Origin of the sequence: Acinetobacter sp. CIP 102529, assembly GCF_000368325.1 — a bacterium.
In the GTDB taxonomy this organism is placed as follows: Bacteria; Pseudomonadota; Gammaproteobacteria; order Pseudomonadales; family Moraxellaceae; genus Acinetobacter; species Acinetobacter parvus.
In genome coordinates this window covers 651331-669828 of record NZ_KB849355.1, presented here as the reverse complement: position 1 = coordinate 669828, position 18498 = coordinate 651331, and the positions used below count along the sequence as shown (strand labels likewise).

14 protein-coding genes, 1 tRNA gene and 2 pseudogenes are annotated in these 18498 nt (G+C 42.6%); 16 read left to right on the top strand and 1 reads right to left on the bottom strand.

Features of this window, described 5'->3' with window-relative positions; all coding sequences use genetic code 11:
- Window positions 1–55 precede the first annotated feature (55 nt).
- A tRNA-Trp gene (locus F972_RS08425) sits at window positions 56–129 on the top strand.
- Window positions 130–406: 277 nt separating this feature from the next.
- Here F972_RS08425 and F972_RS08420 read toward each other — a convergent pair.
- Entirely contained in the window at window positions 407–1567 is a 1161-nt protein-coding gene (locus F972_RS08420) for a ribosomal protein uL16 3-hydroxylase (protein ID WP_004682430.1), read from the bottom strand.
- A gap of 166 nt (window positions 1568–1733) precedes the next feature.
- Between F972_RS08420 and dnaX the strand changes: the two genes are divergently transcribed.
- The 15 genes and pseudogenes from dnaX (at window position 1734) to F972_RS08340 (ending at window position 18492) form a co-directional block, all read left to right on the top strand.
- Window positions 1734–3818 carry a DNA polymerase III subunit gamma/tau gene (gene dnaX / locus F972_RS08415; RefSeq protein ID WP_004769535.1) on the top strand — a complete coding sequence of 695 codons (2085 nt, stop codon included), beginning with the start codon at window positions 1734–1736 and terminating at the stop codon, window positions 3816–3818.
- 187 nt (window positions 3819–4005) lie between these two features.
- Window positions 4006–4641, top strand: coding sequence for a vWA domain-containing protein (locus tag F972_RS08410; protein WP_004757794.1), 636 nt, complete (start codon window positions 4006–4008; stop codon window positions 4639–4641).
- Between the two features lie 34 nt (window positions 4642–4675).
- Window positions 4676–5002: pseudogene (locus tag F972_RS08405) on the top strand (vWA domain-containing protein); the annotation flags it as partial.
- A gap of 76 nt (window positions 5003–5078) precedes the next feature.
- Window positions 5079–6223, top strand: a protein-coding gene (locus F972_RS15365; protein WP_100834114.1) for an IS3-like element ISAba14 family transposase whose coding sequence is annotated in 2 segments (ribosomal slippage) — window positions 5079–5343 and window positions 5343–6223 — 1146 coding nt in all. Because the reading frame shifts where the segments join, the coding sequence is not laid out codon by codon here.
- Between the two features lie 43 nt (window positions 6224–6266).
- Window positions 6267–7016: pseudogene (locus tag F972_RS08390) on the top strand (TerY-C metal binding domain-containing protein); the annotation flags it as partial.
- 35 nt (window positions 7017–7051) lie between these two features.
- Complete coding sequence (locus F972_RS08385) at window positions 7052–8890, top strand: PP2C family serine/threonine-protein phosphatase (RefSeq protein WP_004757796.1); 1839 nt, start codon at window positions 7052–7054, stop codon at window positions 8888–8890.
- Window positions 8883–10412 carry a helix-hairpin-helix domain-containing protein gene (locus F972_RS08380; RefSeq protein ID WP_004757798.1) on the top strand — a complete coding sequence of 510 codons (1530 nt, stop codon included), beginning with the start codon at window positions 8883–8885 and terminating at the stop codon, window positions 10410–10412. The genes F972_RS08385 and F972_RS08380 overlap by 8 nt, the downstream gene beginning before the upstream one ends.
- Window positions 10409–11470: an ATP-grasp domain-containing protein gene (locus tag F972_RS08375; RefSeq protein ID WP_004757800.1), complete on the top strand. Its 1062-nt coding sequence runs from the start codon at window positions 10409–10411 to the stop codon at window positions 11468–11470. The genes F972_RS08380 and F972_RS08375 overlap by 4 nt, the downstream gene beginning before the upstream one ends.
- Before the next feature lie 43 nt (window positions 11471–11513).
- Window positions 11514–12653: a phosphoribosyltransferase domain-containing protein gene (locus F972_RS08370; protein WP_004757802.1), complete on the top strand. Its 1140-nt coding sequence runs from the start codon at window positions 11514–11516 to the stop codon at window positions 12651–12653.
- Complete coding sequence (locus F972_RS08365) at window positions 12646–13467, top strand: HAD hydrolase family protein (RefSeq protein ID WP_004757804.1); 822 nt, start codon at window positions 12646–12648, stop codon at window positions 13465–13467. Before F972_RS08370 ends, F972_RS08365 begins: the two co-directional genes overlap by 8 nt.
- Window positions 13451–14617 carry a cysteine protease StiP gene (stiP, locus tag F972_RS08360; RefSeq protein ID WP_004757805.1) on the top strand — a complete coding sequence of 389 codons (1167 nt, stop codon included), beginning with the start codon at window positions 13451–13453 and terminating at the stop codon, window positions 14615–14617. The genes F972_RS08365 and stiP overlap by 17 nt, the downstream gene beginning before the upstream one ends.
- A complete protein-coding gene (locus F972_RS08355; protein ID WP_004757808.1) occupies window positions 14617–15501 on the top strand; it encodes an HpcH/HpaI aldolase/citrate lyase family protein in 885 nt (294 codons plus the stop codon). Before stiP ends, F972_RS08355 begins: the two co-directional genes overlap by 1 nt.
- A gap of 25 nt (window positions 15502–15526) precedes the next feature.
- On the top strand, window positions 15527–16717 hold the full coding sequence (locus F972_RS08350; RefSeq protein ID WP_004757809.1) for a TerD family protein: 1191 nt from the start codon (window positions 15527–15529) through the stop codon (window positions 16715–16717).
- A gap of 61 nt (window positions 16718–16778) precedes the next feature.
- Window positions 16779–17357, top strand: coding sequence for a TerD family protein (locus F972_RS08345; protein ID WP_004757810.1), 579 nt, complete (start codon window positions 16779–16781; stop codon window positions 17355–17357).
- 58 nt (window positions 17358–17415) lie between these two features.
- Window positions 17416–18492 carry a DUF475 domain-containing protein gene (locus tag F972_RS08340; protein ID WP_004769530.1) on the top strand — a complete coding sequence of 359 codons (1077 nt, stop codon included), beginning with the start codon at window positions 17416–17418 and terminating at the stop codon, window positions 18490–18492.
- Window positions 18493–18498 lie beyond the last annotated feature (6 nt).

Below are 18498 nucleotides of genomic sequence, written 5' to 3'. Positions count from 1 at the left end.
AAGGATAACTTGCTTTTTTTATGGTTAAGTCGTTATGATTTGATCATGCTGTTATAGAGGATTGGTGTAATGGTAGCATGACGGTCTCCAAAACCGTTCGTCAAGGTTCGAGTCCTTGATCCTCTGCCAAATATTAAAAAAGCCCTTGTATTTACAAGGGCTTTTTTATGTTCATCTTTTCAGATGACTTTTCTTTTGAAGTGGTCTACGTGTATTCTGCTAGTCTAGAGCCACTAGTTTAATACTTTTTTGAATCCGTCAATGCGTAAGTCTTATTCTAATTCAGGGAATAAAATGTAGCTCTTATCAAAAACAGGTTTTTGGGTCGTATTGGATTAATGAGGGCCTTTGATATTTTGCAGGCCCTCATTTTTAGTGATTCATTTAATAGCTATACTTTTCAAGTTTAATTGGGTGGTAACAGCATTAAAATGCCATCATTCAGCAACTGGGCGATATCTTCCAGTATTTCAATATGATTCAACTGTTCATCAAATATCAGGCTTTCACCATTGGCTAGTTGCTGCAATTGTTTCTCAAATGCTTCGGAAACACAAACAGGTTCGCCATTTGCCCAAAACTCCAATACTCCATTGTGCTGTCTGTAAAGTAGTTTCATCGCTGGTTCCAGCATCAGTTCATAGCCTGTACCTATGATTTCAATGAGCTCATTTGCCTCAATTTCTTCTGGTTCAGGAATATTGTCTGGATATTTGACTTCGCTCATATATGCCATAATTGCAGCATCAAATTCAGGCGCCTGACAGAGATAATCGAGTAACTGGTTTTTTAAATAGCTAAATTCGGTATGGTTGATTTCGCCAATTGCTGTGGCCTGCTGGCGGGGAATATCCAGCAAGGGATTTTTCAGTAAGCTATTTTCTGCAAACTGGTCACTGATCCGATCCATCATGTGTGCAAGGTTAGGCATACGGAAACCAAACGAAAAGGTCAGGCATTCATCTTCCGCAACACCATAATGGGAAAGTCCAGGTGGTACATAGAGCAAGTCGCCTGGCGCAAGAACTTCATCAAAATGAACATCCATTTCAGGCAATAATTTTAAGGGTTGATCTGGCACAAACTCGGTTGATTCGTCACACATTTGACCCAACTGCCAACGGCGATGACCATGTCCCTGCACCAGAAACACATCATAAAAGTCGAAGTGTTTGCCCACTGATCCTCCTTTAGGTGCGTAGGACACCATAATGTCATCACGCCGCCATTGGGGAATAAAAGGAAATTTTTTCCACAGTTCTGAAATATCAAAGGAATAGTGATCAATCGCTTGTACTAAAATTGTCCATAAATTTGGCAATTTTTGAAAATCACCTTTGGTTAAAGGTGAGGATTTAACGTGCCATTCATTTGGTTTTTTGTTTTTTTGACGGATCAAACGTGCGCTGACTTGCTCTTCCAATGCCAGCTCCCTGACATCATCAGGTTCGATGAGTCCAATAATTTCGGGCATTGCGTTACGCACCAGCAGTGGTTTTTTTTGCCAGTATTCAGTTAAAAATTGTTCTGCGGTAATACCGCCCAATACCGTTAAAGGTTGTGACATGATGATGAAGCCAAAAATAAATCAATAACGTGTATTGTCCCTTGAGTTGAAAGGCGGTGCAAGCCTTGTATCACAGCCAACAAACCCTAATTTTGATCAATCAGTTCGGGATTCATTCACAGCTTCTTAAAAACACAGTATGCTAAAGCGGCTATAAGGAGTATTCATGTATCAAGTATTGGCAAGAAAATACCGTCCACGTAATTTCAATGAGTTAGTGGGGCAGAATCATGTCTCCCGTGCGTTGACCAGCGCATTGGAACGTGGACGATTGCATCATGCTTATTTATTTACAGGGACACGTGGTGTGGGTAAAACTACAATTGCCCGTATTTTAGCCAAGTGCCTGAACTGTGAAACGGGTGTGACCTCAACGCCGTGTGAAGTTTGTGCCACCTGTAAGGCCGTGAATGAAGGGCGTTTCATTGATTTAATCGAGATTGATGCTGCGTCACGTACCAAAGTTGAAGATACCCGTGAGTTACTGGACAATGTTCCTTATGCACCAACTCAGGGTCGCTTCAAAGTCTACCTGATTGACGAAGTGCACATGCTTTCAACGCATTCATTTAATGCTTTATTAAAAACGCTGGAAGAACCGCCAGAGCATGTGAAGTTCTTGTTTGCAACCACCGATCCACAGAAATTACCCATTACGGTGATTTCTCGTTGTTTGCAGTTTACCCTGCGTCCTTTGGCTGTTGATGAGATTACCACGCATTTAACCGCAATTTTAAATAAAGAGCATATTGAAGCTGATCAGGATGCGATCTGGCAAATTGCTGAATCGGCACAGGGTTCATTACGTGATGCATTATCCTTAACGGATCAGGCCATTGCCTATGGTCAGGGAGCTGTACATCATCAAGATGTCAAAGACATGCTGGGGCTGATTGACCGAACCATTATTTATGACCTGATTTTAGCAATTCATCACAACCAACAAGCGCATGTCAGCCAGTTGTTGTTGCAGTTTAGGCAACAGGCTTTAGATGTTTCTCTGGTTCTGGATCAGTTGGTTTCAACCTTGCATGAGTTGGCGTTGTTGCAGTATCTGCCTGATCTTGCCTTGAAATACAGTGAAGAAATCAATCGAAAAATTCTACATTTGTCCAAACTGATTTCTGCTCAGGATTTGCAGCTTTACTATCAGATTGCATGTAAGGGACGATCTGATCTGCAACTTGCAGTCACGCAAGAGCAAGGTTTTGAAATGTGTGTCTTGCGTTTGCTCGCATTTAGACCGTTATCTGCTGGTGAAATTACTGTTGGGGGCACAAACCCACAAAATATTGTAGTTTCTCATCAGCAAGTCGTTTCAACTGAGCCAAGTCCAGCAGAAATTCAGCAATTGCAGCAAGTTACTATTGTTGAAGAACAGCTTGTGGTTCAGCAGGAAATGGTTAGTGTTGAACCTGAACCTGAACCTGAACCTGAACCTGAACCTGAACCTGAACCTGAACCTGAACCTGAACCTGAACCTGAACCTGAACCTGAACCTGAACGCATTATTCAGAATGAAAATGTTATGGTTTTTGATGCAGCGGATGGGCAACTGATTGGGTTGGATCATTCAGCTATCCATCAGCAAAATGCTCATTCCAGTGAATTCAAAGAATCAGATGAGGTATTGATTTTTCCCGTAGAGGAACAAACTGAAGTTACACAAATCATCAATCAAGCACCTGAGCCAAACGTTAAGGCTGAACCTGAATTGTTTGAAGAAACATTTATTGCTACGGAACAGCAAATTGACAACCAATTTGCCATGCCTGTGGTTGATGTAGTTCAACAGGTTGAAACGATGCATTTGGCAGACCAAGCTAATCTCATGCCTCAAGATATTCTTAAACTTCGTGAACAGGTTTTGGAGGGTGAGTGGAATCTGGATAAATGGGAATACTGGTTTAGAAATAGTGAACTTTCGCCAGCCGTCCAGGAGTTGGCACAGCATGGCATCATGCAGGGGCATATTAATGGCTCATCTGTGTTTCATATTCCGCAGAAATACGAGGGCATGTTGTCACAATTAAGGCAGGCGTTGGAAGATGCACTTAAGTCACAGTGGCCGAATACGCAGTTTAATGTGCAATATCAAGATATTGATTCGATAACACCTTTTACCATGCAGGTCATGCGTAAGGAAAAGGCGTTTCATCGGGCTGTTGAGTTATTACAGCAGGAACCTGCCATTAAAAGTTTAATTGAAACCTTTGATGGTGAGTTACAGAATATTCAACTCAAGTCCTGATGCTTGAGTCCCCTTAAATTTAATATTTGGCTTGTGGTTTCTATCTAACTGCTTGTTGCAAATACTTATTAAACATACAGAATTGTCTATTTATTTTAAGTAATTAAGGGCTGGTGCATAGTAGAACCAAAAAAATTATGTTAAAAAAAGAAAGCGAATAATATACTGAAAATAAGGAAAAATAATAATGCGCCGTTTGCCTGTTTATATTTTATTGGATACTTCGGGGTCAATGCGAGGAGAGCCAATTCATTCCGTGAATGTTGGATTGCAGTCGATGCTTAGTGCATTACGGCAAGACCCTTATGCACTGGAAAGTGTGCATTTAAGTATCATTACTTTTGATTTAGAGGCAAAGGTCTATTTGCCACTGACCCCACTCGATCAGGTTCAATTGAACAATATTGATGTGCCAAGTGCAGGGGCAACCTTTATGGGCGCTGCTCTGGAGTTGTTGGCACAACAAGTGAGCCAGCAAATTCAAAAAAGTAGCGATGAGATTAAAGGGGACTGGAGACCTTTATTATTTGTCATGACAGATGGCTCACCCTCAGATGTGTATGCATATCAGCAAGCAGTTCCTGTGATTCAGCAATTAAACTTTGCCAGTATTGTTGCCTGTGCGGCAGGGCCCAAAGCCAAAACTGAACATTTATTGCAACTGACAGATAAAGTTGTGGTATTGGATACCATGGATGCTGCATCATTTTCAGGATTCTTCAAATGGGTATCGGCAAGTGTGGTGGCAGGCAGCAGCAGTGCAGGCATTTCAAGCTCGATTTCATTGCCACCACCACCGCCTGAAGTGCAACTGGTTTTATAAATAACGGTATAAATTATTAAGGATATTCAGCTAGATGCGACGTTTACCTGTTTTTTTTGTGTTGGATTGTTCTGAATCCATGGTGGGGAAAAATATTGAGCAGATGCAGCAGGGTATTCAACTCATCATGCAGCAGTTACGCAAAGACCCTTATGCCCTGGAAACAGTATATGTGTCAATGATTGCCTTTGCGGGAATTGTGCGTACCTTGGTGCCTTTGGTGGAAGTGTTTGCTTATTATCCAGTGAAATTACCTTTGGGCGGTGGTACACACTTAGGTAAAGCGCTGGAACATTTAATGAATGAGTTTGATCGTCACTTGATTAAGACCACAACAGAAACCAAAGGTGACTGGAAGCCAAGAGATGGATCCGTAAATTTGAACAACTCCTATAAGTGATATTCTGCTCCTCAAATGATGTTATAAACATCAATATATGGAGTATTTTATGGCACGTAGACCAAGAAGAAATCATTCAAATGATTTTAAAGCTAAGGTAGCACTTGCTGCGATTAAAGCAGAAAAAACACTTGCTGAATTGAGTGCTGAATTTGATGTTCATCAAAACCAAATTATTGACTGGAAAAATCAATTGATCTCAGCTTCCTCGCAAGCTTTCGATCAATCAAAAGCTCCATCAGAACCCCCCATTGATCTTAAAAAGTTACATGCAAAAATCGGTGAGCAGGCATTAGAAATTGATTTTTTAGAAGGTGTGTTGAAGAAACTGGGCCGCTTCAACCACAAAAGTTAATCGACGACTCACTTCAGATTTCAGTATCTAAGCAAGCTAAGCTGCTGAAAGTCTCCCGTGGTTGTTATTATTATCGCCCAAAACCTGTTAGCTCATCAGATCTGAAGCTGATGCGATGTATTGATGAATTACATATGCAATATCCTTTTGCAGGCAGTCGTATGATGCGTGATTTGTTGAATCGTCAAGGGCATCATATAGGACGACGTCATACACGTACTTTAATGAAGAAAATGGGTATTCAGGCGTTATATTGCAAACCAAATTTAAGCCAGGCTAATCAAGCTCACCGTAAATATCCATATCTGCTCAAAGGGTTGGCTATTCAGCGCAGTAATCAAGTGTGGTCTACGGATATAACGTATATCCCTATGGCAAAAGGCTTTGTTTATTTATGTGCTGTGATTGATTGGCATAGCCGCAAGGTACTTGCGCATAGGGTATCGATTAGTATGGAGGTGGATTTTTGTATTTCGGTTTTAAATGAAGCGATTGAAAAATATGGATCACCTGAAATATTGAATACAGACCAAGGCAGTCAGTTCACCAGTGATGCATTTATTGATGTATTGAAATCAAATGGCATTCAAATCAGTATGGATGGTAAAGGTCGATGGGTAGATAATGTGATGGTTGAACGATTATGGCGGAGCGTTAAATATGAAGAGGTGTATCTCAAAGCTTATAGCAGTGTCACAGATGCGAAAAAGCAATTAAGTGCATATTTTGAGTTTTATAATTTGAAACGACCTCATTCGAGTCTAGACAAAATGACACCAAATGAGTTTTACTATGATCAGCTACCCCAACAAAACAAGGTGGCTTAACTAGAGCGGAATATCACTTATAAATACGCTTTTAGTTGTTCAAACAAGTGGGACCACCTCTCCAGTCGTATATTTATTTACAGATGGGCGACCAACCGATGAATGCAAGGATGCAATTTATCGCTGGCAAAAAAAGTATGCCCGCCGTTGTACACTGATTGCACTGGGAATGGGTAGAAATGTCGATTATCACACTTTAAAGCAACTGACGGAACACTGTATAGCCTTTGATGAGTTGAATGAAAAAGATTTCCAAAAGTTCTTCCAATGGATCAGTGCCTCAGTCGTCGCGCAAAGTAAAAGTGTGGGAGATGGTGAACAGCAGCAACATCTACCGCCTTTGGATGAGCGCTATATGCGTCTGGTTAAAGATGTTCAGCCACGAACTTTGCTGGATGAGCAGTGTGCAACTTTTGTTGGGCGTTGTGGAAAGTTAAATCGCCCTTATTTGATGAAATTTGAACGTGAAATTCAGTATCAGGCCCCTAAAGACTTAGATATTAACCTCAATTTGTATCACTACCAACTGAAAGAGTGCTGCAAAATTGATGAGGATTATTTTACCTGGTCAGATCAAAGCCAACACCAACAGCAAATCAATACCACTTTGCTTGAAGGCACGCCTGAGTGCCCACATTGTTTGGCAGAAACCGCATTTGCCATGTGTGGCTGTGGTCAATTAATGTGTTATGACGGTTTTAGTGAAGAAGTTAGTTGTCCGTGGTGCCGCCGTCAGGTGAGTTTTGGCTATGGCGGTTCGGATGGGTTTGATGTGCAGCGTGGTCGAGGCTAAGACATCTGTCTTAAAGGTAAAAGGAAATTTTGTTTATGCTTCAGCCATTAACACCAGAATTACAACAGGCTTTTGCTGATACATTGGCACAACTTTTAAGCAATACAACCCAGCCATCGACTCAGATGCAAGATCAGGAGTGGTGGCAGAAATGTGTGCAAAATAAGCGTCTTTATAATGCCTACCATGATTTGGCAGAACAGCTTTATGATGTGCTGGGGTTCCAACTGGAACAATTGCCAGACTTTCAGGGATGTTTGTTACAACAGATATTGCAACAGGGGCGCTTGGCGATTTATGCTCCTGTGCAAAATAGCCTATGTGAAAAGCATGGGGTGTCAAAAAATGCTGTAGAATATCTGGGCTTTTATCCACAGCCTGATACCGTTCAAGCAGAATCTGTGCACCTTGAATCAGAACAGAAACAACCTTTGACACCACCAAATAATGACAATCAATCCATATTATCCGAAATCACAGATTTGTCTGACTCTAATTCGGTTGTGCCTACACATTTACCGTTGGTTGTAACGACTCCAATCATTGAAAAACAATCCAGCCCTATTCCAGACAATACCTCAACACCCCTGCAAACTGGGGTAAAAACGGTGAAAAAGATGCCTCACTTTCAGATTCCCAACGCTAGAGTGGGACAGGACTATCAAGCCAGCATTCAAATGCAATATCCCGTGAAACAGGATGTGCAGATTCATCATGAAAGTGTTAGGATTCCTGAAAATCTGGGTATTTGTTTTGATGCGGTGACACAGCAACTTTCAGGCATACCCACACAGGCAGGTGAATTTAAACTCATTTTTCAATATAAAACGGCAAATGAGCAGGCAGGATGGTTGTCAGGGGAAGTCACGTTTATTGTCACGGCTGACCCACGTAGTTTATGGCAGGTGAATGAGCCTGATCCAAATGCGATGTATTGGAAAGCAAATAATCATTGTCAATTGATTAAGGCGGCAGATTTTAATATTGCTGCGTGTAGTCAGCGAGGACGTTCACATGAACATGCAGGAACGTTCCGTGATGATGACTTTTTTATTGCACAGGTCGCGGATAGTAATTGGTCGGTATTGGTTGTGGCAGATGGTGCAGGAAGTGCCGAATTTTCCCGTGAGGGGTCGAGGGTTGCTGTGAATACTGTTGGCGAGTATTTAAAAGCTTTCATGCAAAAACAATCAGGTGAATCTGACCGATTGCTGGCACAGTGGCAAATCGGAGCCAATGATGATCCTGAAACCAAAAATGCAGCGCATCAGTTAGGCAATCAATTTAGTGATGCGTTTTATTCAGCCGTAACAGAAGCCATTGAACAAATTGAACATGAAGCCACTCGACAAGGTGTTGCTTCTAAATTGTTTGCTACAACATTATTGTTTGCAGTGGTACGGCAACAAGACAATAAAACCTTTATAAGTAGTTTTTGGGTCGGTGATGGAGCGATTGCAGTTTATGGTAAGGACCGCGTGCGGTTAATGGGTAAACCTGATGGGGGGGAATTTGCAGGACAAACCCGCTTTTTAGATTATGGTTGTTTGCTGCGAGATTTTAAACAGCGAGTCCATATTGGCTATTTTGATGACGCTCAGGCAGTAATTCTCATGACTGATGGGATTTCTGATCCGCGTTTTGAAACGGATGCAGGGCTGGAAAATCAACAAAAATGGCAGGCACTTTGGCAAGAAATTGAACCACACTTACAACAGGAAAAACCTGAACAGGCTTTACTGGAATGGTCAAAATTCTTTAGTGCAGGACATCATGATGATCGAACATTGGCGATTTTATGGCAAATGCTACAAGATGATCAAATAAGTAATATGACTGTACCAGATGACTCAGTAGGGGTGGTAGATGAGTAAAGTCATTCAATGTCAAACGCTCGATGGCCGTCCAATCGCTTTTGTAGATGAAGTGATTGGTTCGGGTGCGATGAAAGATGTCTATTTTTCGCCTGATAAATCTTACGTTGTATGTTTTTTTAGCAAGGAAAAAAACCATTTTTATCAGTCTCAGGCTGAACTGGAACGGCAGAAAGATCGGTTAAAAGAAATTGTGGGCAATAAATGGCAAGGTATTTTTAACGGTGCGGGTGGTGATTACTGGAAAAATGTGTTTTGCTGGCCTGATGGCTTGGTGGAATACAATGGTTTGCTTGGGATTACAGCACCTACCTATCAAAAACCATTTTTCTTTGAGTTTGGTTCTAAAAATAATGATTTTTTGGGGATTAAAGGGAAAGAAAAAGAGGGAAAATGGTTTGCCAGTGCCAATAACCAGAACCGTTTTCTGGATGAACGTGAAAAAGGCACATGGCTGAACTATCTCAAGATTTGTATTTTAATTGCGCGTGCAGTGCGCCGTATGCATGCGGCTGGTTTGGCCCACTCCGATTTGTCCTATAAAAATATTTTGATTGACCCTGTCATGGGGCGTGCTTGCGTTATTGATGTTGATGGTTTGGTTGTGCCAGGCAAATATCCGCCTGATGTGGTGGGAACACCAGATTTTATTGCGCCTGAAGTGGTGATGACCAACCATCTTAAAAAAGATGATCCCCAACGGCATTTGCCCAATATCATGACGGATCGTCATGCTTTGGCTGTGCTGATTTATATGTATTTGCTCTATCGCCATCCATTACGTGGTGGCAAAGTACATGATGTCAATGACCCACAAAGAGATGAAAATCTGGCAATGGGTGAAAAAGCATTATTTATTGAACACCCAACGGATGCAGGTAATCGGGTTAAAGTGGCGCAGGTTCGTCCGAATGCCTTGCCATGGGCAGATCCCGAAAAAATTCCATTTACGGTGACAGGGCCGTATTTAAAGAAACTCTTTCTACAGAGTTTTGTTACAGGTTTACATCAACCGCAGCAGCGTCCATCTGCCAATGACTGGGAAACGGCGTTGGTGAAAACGGTTGATTTAATGCAGCCGTGCCTAAATTCAGATTGTGGTCAAAAATGGTATGTATTTGACAACAGCACCAAACCTGTATGCCCATTTTGTGGCACGGCATTTCACGGCAAATTGCCTGTATTAAACCTATATTCGGCACGCAGAGAGGGTAACTTTAGGCCTGATAATCATCGTTTGATGGTCTGGACAGGGCAATCAATTTATCAATGGCATGCCAATAACTTGATTGCGCCAAATGAACGTTTAAGTGCAGAACAAACCAAACGGGTGGGTTATTTTATTTTCCATCAACAGCAATGGTGGCTGGTTAATGAAAATTTACCTGAACTGATGGACGTGGCAAGCAAAGAGATTATTCCGATAGGTGGAAAAATTGAATTGACCGATGGCAAGCAGATTTTATTGTCACGCCAAGATGGCGGACGCTTAGTGGTTGTACAAATGGTGGAATGTGAATGAATGCAACTTTACAAGTGATGGGAACAAATACAGAAATGAATATCGTTGAAAACTCTATTGGAATCTGGTTTACCCAGGCCCATTCCTGTCAGCGAGATTTAATTTTGGCAGCAAAACATACACCTTTTAATCTGCCTATTCATGTGGTGGCCTCCCATCCCGATTGGCGGCCTGAAATCACATCTGTTGCAGATATTGCGTTACAGGAGCCTGCCGTTGCTGAGCGCGTGGAGTGGGTGCTACAACAGGCACAGCGCCTAAAGGTAAAGCTAATTATTGCAGGGCGTTTTGGACGAATTTATCTGGAACAGAAACACCGTTTTGAGGCTTTGGGCATTCGGATTATGGCTGGCTGCGATCACATGGAGCAGATTGCCCAATTACATGATAAATCAGTATTTACCCAAACCTGTTTAGACCATCAGATTGCGGTTGTCCCTGCCACCACTGTATATCATGCTGAAGAGTTGCAAGCCGCCTATGAAAGCTGGTCGAAGAAAGGTGAAGTCTGTGTAAAGCCCGTGACAGGTGTATTTGCATCAGGTTTTTGGCATCTGGATACAAAGGCGACATCATTTGATATGTTTGCCAATAGTCAGAATTTTAGGGCGCATCCACAAACATTTATTGAAAGTTATCGACAATCACCCAATCCGCCTGCCTATTTGGTGATGCCATTTTTATCGGGTCAGGAATGTTCAGTGGATATGTTTTGTGTGCATGGGCAAGTCCGATGTGCGGTTGTCCGTTGTAAACAGCGCGGTGGCTATCAGCAACTGAAACTCGAAGATGAGGCCATTGAACTGGCCAGACAGGTTGCTGAATTGTTTGGCTGTGATGGTTTGGTGAATATGCAGGCCCGTTATAATGATCGTGGGCAATTATTTATTTTGGAAGTTAATCCTCGCCCTTCGGGTGGAATAGGCCACACATTCTATAGTGGTGTCAATCTGGTACACGCTGCTATTGCAGAAACATTCGGATTGGATTATCAGCCTGAAAAAATTGAAAATACTGTCATGGTTCGACATATTAGCCAAAGTGTTTGTGTGGTATAAAGAACGATATAAATATAATTTTTAAGCTAGATTTAAGATATATATGGTTGAGATTGAATTACAGAGGGGAGTATTAAGCTTACAACCCAATGACAATAGCCACTGGAAATGGCAGGATTTATTGGGTTTTGCCGAGCGCATTAATCCAAAGCGTGCATTCTTATTTGTATCAAAAGTATTAGGGCGGCATATTCCCGTCAGTCCCCACATTATGCGCCATGCCTTTACTGATTTGGCTAAGCTGGTTCCTGGTGATTTACCTGAACCCGTGTTGGTTATTGGCATGGCGGAAACGGCGGTTGGGCTGGGCGCAGGCGTTCATCAGGTGTTGCAGCAACGTTATCCTGAAGCGATTTATGTGACAACAACACGCCATCCAGTACATGGTGCGCCATTACTGGCACGTTTTTTAGAAGAACATAGCCATGCACAGGATCAATTGTTATATGGTTCACCTGATGCAGAGCTTCAACAACAGATTCTAAACAGCAAAAGCATTGTACTGGTAGACGATGAAGCATCAACTGGCAAGACCTTTGTCAATTTAATCCATGCTTTACAACAGGCAGGGCTGAATCAAATTTCTCATGTGGTGACTGCCACGCTGGCAGATTGGTCATCAGGCATTCATATTGCCGATCTAAACTGTCAGTCTGTGGCATTAATGACAGGCAAATGGCAATGGCGTGATGCTGAGCATCCAATCCAGATCAATATGCCAAAGGTCGATACAGTTGCTTTTGGCGCATTTGCTACTTTAGCAGAACCGACTTGGGGACGTTTACCCATTCAGGACAGTGGCGCGCATATTCGGTTGGCGGTACAACCTGATGAACGTATTTTGGTGCTGGGCAGTGGCGAGTATGTCTGGTCTTCTTTCCTGTTGGCGGAGTATTTGCAGCAGCAAGGCGCAGATGTGAAATTTAGTGCAATTACCCGTTCACCGATTGCTGTGGGACATGCCATTCAGTCTGCTCTGGCATTTTCGGATAACTATGGTTTAGGTATTCAGAATTTTGTCTACAACATCAATCCACAGGATTATGACCGAGTGTTGATTACTGTCGAAACCGCAACACATTCAGTCGCGAAAAGCCTGCTTGAAGCGTTGCCAAATGCCGAAGTGATCAGTGCTGTGGACTATCCTCATCAAAAATTTAACTTGTGTGTTGTAAATGACTGATTTTTTATTTGACTCCAGTGAAATTCGTACACCCTTAATGCTGGTGGATCTGGATGACACGTTGTTCCAGACCCATCGCCGCATTACACCTGAAGCTGACTTTAAAATGGTCACCACAGATAAACAGGGACAAGCTCTGGCCTATATGAACCCGATACAACAGCATTTTGTACAGTGGCTATTTCATAGTACCCATGTGATTCCAGTGACTGCACGCTGTGCCGAGGCTTTATCCCGAGTTCATTTACCCTTTCAGTATGGGGCGGTCTGTTCTCATGGTGGAACAGTGCTGAATGCGGACCTTAGTGTCAATGCTGAATGGCATGGACAGATGCAACAGGCTTTACAACCCTATCAGACACGTCAGGAAGCCCTGATTGAAGCTGTGCAGCAGCATTCCAGACATTTTGGTTCAATTCGGACATGGGTGGTTGAGGATCAGGGATTGGGGTTGTATGTTGTGGCAAAGCAAAATACAGAAAATGACAATCCTTATGCACCGAATTTTTTGCCTCAATTACTGAATGAGCTTGATGCGAATTTGTTGTCAGGTTTTTACTTCCATTTAAATGGTAATAATCTGGCACTGATTCCGCAGCCTGTGAGCAAAGCAAATGCAGCGAGGTTCCTTTTGCAGCAACTCACCATACAACAACGCCCAATTTTAGGCTATGGCGACAGTTTATCGGATGTTGAGTTTTTGAATTTATGTCACTGGTGGGGAATGCCAAACCATAGCCAGTTGAATCGTTGGGTAAAACACAATCTAACGCAGCAATATAAACAAGAAGGGTATTATGGCGATTACCAGTAAACCAAAAATTAGTAGGGAAAAAGCATCAGAACTCATTTTAACACAAGGGTTTAGTGGAAGTTATCAGCCTGAGCAAGTCACATTTTTATTAAAACGTACCCAAATTCGACCAACAGACACATTGGAAAAGGAACGCCTGATTCAATCAGGTGAAAAACATTATTCACAGATGATTGGTCAGGAGAATCCACCTACTGAACGTCATTTACAGTTATTTGAACAGGCAATGCAGTATGGGCAGCAACGTTTGGCAAAAGAAGTGCAGCAATTGGCACAAACGCTGTCGGCGGAATTGGCTGAACCTATTATTCTGGTCAGCTTTGTACGCGCTGGTGTGCCATTAGGTGTACTACTTTATCATGCATTGCAGGATATGGGACGTGACTGTGTGCACTATGGCATCAGCATTATCAGGGATCGTGGTATAGATTTTGCCGCACTTGAAACGATTATTGCCAAGCATGGTCATCAATCTTTGGTTTTTGTGGATGGCTGGACTGGAAAGGGCGCCATTCAGAAGGAACTGCAACGAAGTCTCGCAGATGACCCTCGTTTCATTGATCGACCTTTGCCCTTGGTGGTGTTGTCAGATATTGGTGGATGTGCTTGGTTGGCAGCCAGTGGTGAGGATTGGTTGATTCCATCAGGTGTTTTAGGCTCAACCATTTCAGGATTAATTTCCCGTAGTATTTGCGAAAATGAGGCTTTGCAATTCAACGAGATTGAGGAAAGTAATCTTGGTCAGTGGCATGGCTGTATTGAATATAAGCATCTAAGCACATTTGACATGTCACAGTCATTTATTGAACAAATCAATCAGATACGCCGAGAACTTCAATCAGAAAAAAATGCCGTTTGGACAAGCGCTCAACAGCAATTACAAAGACAGCGTAGTCAGGCTGTGGTTAAACAATTGGCAGAACATTATCAAATTACCAATATCAATCGGATTAAGCCAAGCATTGCTGAAGCAACACGGGCGATTTTAAGGCGTGTACCTGATCTGGTTCTGTTAAGGGATGCGAATGACGCTGACACGGCATTATTACGTCATTTAACCGAAGTGACACAGACACCAGTCAAGGTGGTCGGTGATCAAATCGCACCTTATCGGGCAATTACCCTTATTCAGAAACTGGGAGCAGGTTGATGTTATCGGCATTATCTTTAGGTGCAACACTTTATATGCCTGCGACCAGACCCGATTTATGGCAAGTGGTGAATGGGGAAAAGTACCCTGAGTTACGTTCTCTGGTCATCTGTCTGGAAGATGCAGTTTCCGAGCATGAGGTGGAAGCTGCAAAAGTCAATTTAAAGCATTTGTTGCAACAGGTTCAGGATCAACCACGTCAAGCACAACATCCTAAAATCTTCATACGCCCTCGCCATATTGCAATGGCGGAAGAATTGGCACAGTGGCCAGAACTGATCATGGCGGATGGCATGGTATTGCCTAAATTCTGCTTAAATCAATTACGACAATGGCAGCAGATATTGCCTGACTTTATTCAGGTGATGCCAACACTTGAAGATGCAGAAACCTTTGATATGGGCGCTATGCGTGAATTACGTCAGGCATTGGAACAGGACTTTCGTCAGGTTCTGGTGCTGCGAATAGGCGGCAATGATTTACTCAACTGTCTGGCTGTGCGCCGTCCGAGTGACTTAACCCTGTATCAAACGCCTATTGGGGCATTAATTGCAAATCTGGCGGGGCAGTTTTTACCTTATGGCTTTGCACTGAGTGCGCCTGTCTGTGAGCATTTTACTCAGGTGAAGTTATTGCAGGACGAGTTATATCTGGATTTACAACATGGTTTATCTGGAAAAACCATTATTCACCCTGCACAGATTGCGATTGTGCATCAGGCCTATCAAGTCAATGATATTGAATTGAAACAAGCTCAGGATATTTTAAGAGATTCTGGTCAGGCTGTATTCGCCTGTCATGGAAGTATGTTGGAGCCTGCCACACATCGCCGCTGGGCAGAACGTATATTAGAGCGATCACAAATATTTGGCATGAAGCAATAACACTAAAAAAAGAGGATAATGAATAATGCAACAATTGACTGCGGGTGCAAATCTGGTACTGGCACAACCTCAGTGTCAGATTAAAATCAAAACTGCATTACCTGCACATATTGATTTAGATGTAAGTGCATATTTACTCAATGCCCAAAACAAGGTTCGTGGTGATGCGGACATGATTTTTTATGGGCAGAAACACACTCTAAACCGTAGTGTTGAGTTAATTGAGGCAAATGGTAAAACGCCTTATTTGGCGCAATTTAATTTAAATACCCAATTGCTGGATCTGGAACTGAATAAGATCGCTTTGTGTGCCAACATTGATGGACAGAGTGCAATCAATGCGCTTCAGAATATTGAGGTTGAGTTATGGCAAAATGGACAGTTAAGCGCCACAGCGATTGTCAATAGTGCTGAAAAGACTGAAAAAGCCCTCATTTTGGCAGAAGTATATCGTTATAAGGATCAATGGAAATTCCGCTTTGTCAATCAGGGCTTTAATGGTGGATTAAAACCCCTTGCCGAATATTTTGGTGTTGAAATCAACGATCAACCCAACACGCCGCCGCCAGCACCTGTTGCTACACCGCCTCAGTCTAAAATAAACCTCAGTAAAATTACGCTGGACAAAGGCAACAGTCGAATTAATTTAACCAAACAGACACAGGGTTTTGGTGAGATTAAGATTAATCTCAACTGGAATCAGCGTTCTATACAGCCCCAATCGGCAGGCTTCTTTAAAAAACTGCTCAACCAGAATCAGGGAATTGATCTGGATTTAGGCTGTCTATTTGAAATGCAGGATGGCACCAAGTCCGTGATTCAGGCATTGGGCAATCGTTTTGGGGATTTTAACGGTTTTCCATTTATTCAGCTTTCTGCGGACGACCGTACTGGTGCATTACAAGGTGGTGAGTGGCTGAGGATCAATGGGAAATACTGGCAAGAAATTCGCCGTGTCGTGTTATTCGCATTTATTTACGAGGGTGTGCCCAATTGGGCTGCAACAGATGCTGTGGTCACTATTTTTGTGCCAGACCAGCCTCCCATTGAAATTCGTTTAACTGAGGGACAGCCCTTGGGTATGTGTGGCATTGTCGAACTGACCAATCAGGCTGGCAATATTCAGGTGCAGCGACATGTTCGTTATGTACCTGGTCATAAAGAACTGGATCAGGCTTTTGGTTTTGGCCTGCGCTGGGTAGCAGGTAGTAAATAAAAACCTATTGACTTTTAACTCCAATTAAATTTCTATCATGATGCAATGAGGGAGAAAAAATATGGCAATTAGCTTAAATAAAGGGGGAAATCTCTCCCTAAGTAAAACAGATCCAACTTTAGTTCGTATTTTAATTGGTTTGGGGTGGGACGAACGTGCAACTGATGGCGCATCTTTTGATTTGGATGCCAGTGCGTTTTTATTAACCGCCTCAGGCAAGGTGCGTGGCGACCATGATTTTATTTTCTACAACCAGTTAAAATCACAGGATGGCTCGGTTGAGCATACGGGTGACAATCGTTCAGGTCAAGGGGATGGTGATGATGAGTCTTTAGTGGTGGATTTATCTAAAGTTTCTCCTGAAATTGAAAAGATTGCCATTACGGTCACCATTCATGATGCCCAAAGTCGTGGACAGAATTTTGGACAAATTGCCAACGCTTTTATCCGTGTCGTCAATCAGGATTCAGGCATAGAAATTGTTCGTTTTGATTTGGCCGAGGATTATTCAACCGAAACCGCCATGGTATTTGGTGAAGTCTATCGTCATAATGGCGAATGGAAATTTAGAGCAGTCGGTCAGGGCTATGCGGGCGGACTTGCTGCAATGTGTCAACAATATGGTATTCAAGTTGGCTAAAACCGATATCTCAAAGCAGACAAGATGTATGTTTTGAGATTTTTTTGAAAGGGTAACAATGAAACATTTTCGTTTCTCAATTATTTTTACCGTGATTTGTCTGGCATTATCTGCATGGTGGGGCTTCAGTCATGGACCAGAGGCAGGCGTGCAGGCAATGCTTCGGGTATTGCTGATCACTACGATTTTGGCTGTGATGGAAGTGTCGCTATCTTTTGATAATGCTGTGGTCAACGCATCAATATTGCGTCACTGGGATGAATTCTGGAAAAAAATCTTTTTAACTGTCGGGATTCTCATTGCCGTTTTTGGTATGCGCCTGATTTTCCCAATTGTAATTGTGGCCATAACCGCAGATATGGGAATGGTCGAAGTTGTCCAGATGGCACTCAACGATCCAGTTCAGTATTCTGAAAAGTTATTGGCCCACCATGCGGAAATTGCTGCCTTTGGGGGCATGTTCCTGCTTTTGGTTTTCCTCAACTTCCTGTTTGATGATGGTAAGGACACGTATTGGTTTCATTGGCTGGAATCACGTTTAGCAAATTTAGCGAATGTTCCCGCCATGTCAGTTTTCGTTGCAATGATCGCCCTTCTCATTATGGTGGGTTTTGTTGCGCCAGAGACGAAATTGGTGGTGGCGATTGCAGGCATCTGGGGTATTGTGGTTTATGTAGGTGTTCAGGCACTTGGGCATTTACTTGAAAGCAGCCAGTCAGAAGAGGCAGAGGAACCACAGGAAAGCGTAACTAAAGGTGCATCAAGTACGGTTGTCAAGGCTGGTATTGGTGGTTTCCTTTATCTGGAAGTGCTGGATGCCTCATTCAGTTTTGATGGTGTGATTGGTGCTTTTGCAATTACAACTGATGTTGTTGTGATTATGCTTGGTCTTGCGATTGGTGCAATGTTTGTACGTTCCATGACCATTTATCTGGTGGAAAAAGGCACATTGGAAGCCTTTATTTATCTGGAGCATGGTGCAATGTATGCAATTGGAATGCTGGCAGCAATTATGCTATACACAGGTACAGGTGGGCATGTGCCAGAAGTGGTAACAGGCCTGATTGGAGTGGCGTTCATTATATGGGCAGTTCTCTCATCAATTGCCTATGAAAAAAGACAGACACAATCTTGATAAAAT

Excerpts from the sequence above, each read along its gene's own strand:
- F972_RS08375 (WP_004757800.1), top strand. The coding sequence starts at position 10,409 with ATGAATGCAACTTTACAAGTGATGGGAACAAATACAGAAATGAATATC.
- F972_RS08365 (WP_004757804.1), top strand. The coding sequence starts at position 12,646 with ATGACTGATTTTTTATTTGACTCCAGTGAAATTCGTACACCCTTAATG.
- stiP (WP_004757805.1), top strand. The coding sequence starts at position 13,451 with ATGGCGATTACCAGTAAACCAAAAATTAGTAGGGAAAAAGCATCAGAA.
- dnaX (WP_004769535.1), top strand. The coding sequence starts at position 1,734 with ATGTATCAAGTATTGGCAAGAAAATACCGTCCACGTAATTTCAATGAG.
- F972_RS08380 (WP_004757798.1), top strand. The coding sequence starts at position 8,883 with ATGAGTAAAGTCATTCAATGTCAAACGCTCGATGGCCGTCCAATCGCT.
- F972_RS08340 (WP_004769530.1), top strand. The coding sequence starts at position 17,416 with ATGAAACATTTTCGTTTCTCAATTATTTTTACCGTGATTTGTCTGGCA.
- F972_RS08385 (WP_004757796.1), top strand. The coding sequence starts at position 7,052 with ATGCTTCAGCCATTAACACCAGAATTACAACAGGCTTTTGCTGATACA.
- F972_RS08345 (WP_004757810.1), top strand. The coding sequence starts at position 16,779 with ATGGCAATTAGCTTAAATAAAGGGGGAAATCTCTCCCTAAGTAAAACA.
- F972_RS08410 (WP_004757794.1), top strand. The coding sequence starts at position 4,006 with ATGCGCCGTTTGCCTGTTTATATTTTATTGGATACTTCGGGGTCAATG.
- F972_RS08355 (WP_004757808.1), top strand. The coding sequence starts at position 14,617 with ATGTTATCGGCATTATCTTTAGGTGCAACACTTTATATGCCTGCGACC.
- F972_RS08370 (WP_004757802.1), top strand. The coding sequence starts at position 11,514 with ATGGTTGAGATTGAATTACAGAGGGGAGTATTAAGCTTACAACCCAAT.
- F972_RS08350 (WP_004757809.1), top strand. The coding sequence starts at position 15,527 with ATGCAACAATTGACTGCGGGTGCAAATCTGGTACTGGCACAACCTCAG.
- F972_RS08420 (WP_004682430.1), bottom strand. The coding sequence starts at position 1,567 with ATGTCACAACCTTTAACGGTATTGGGCGGTATTACCGCAGAACAATTT.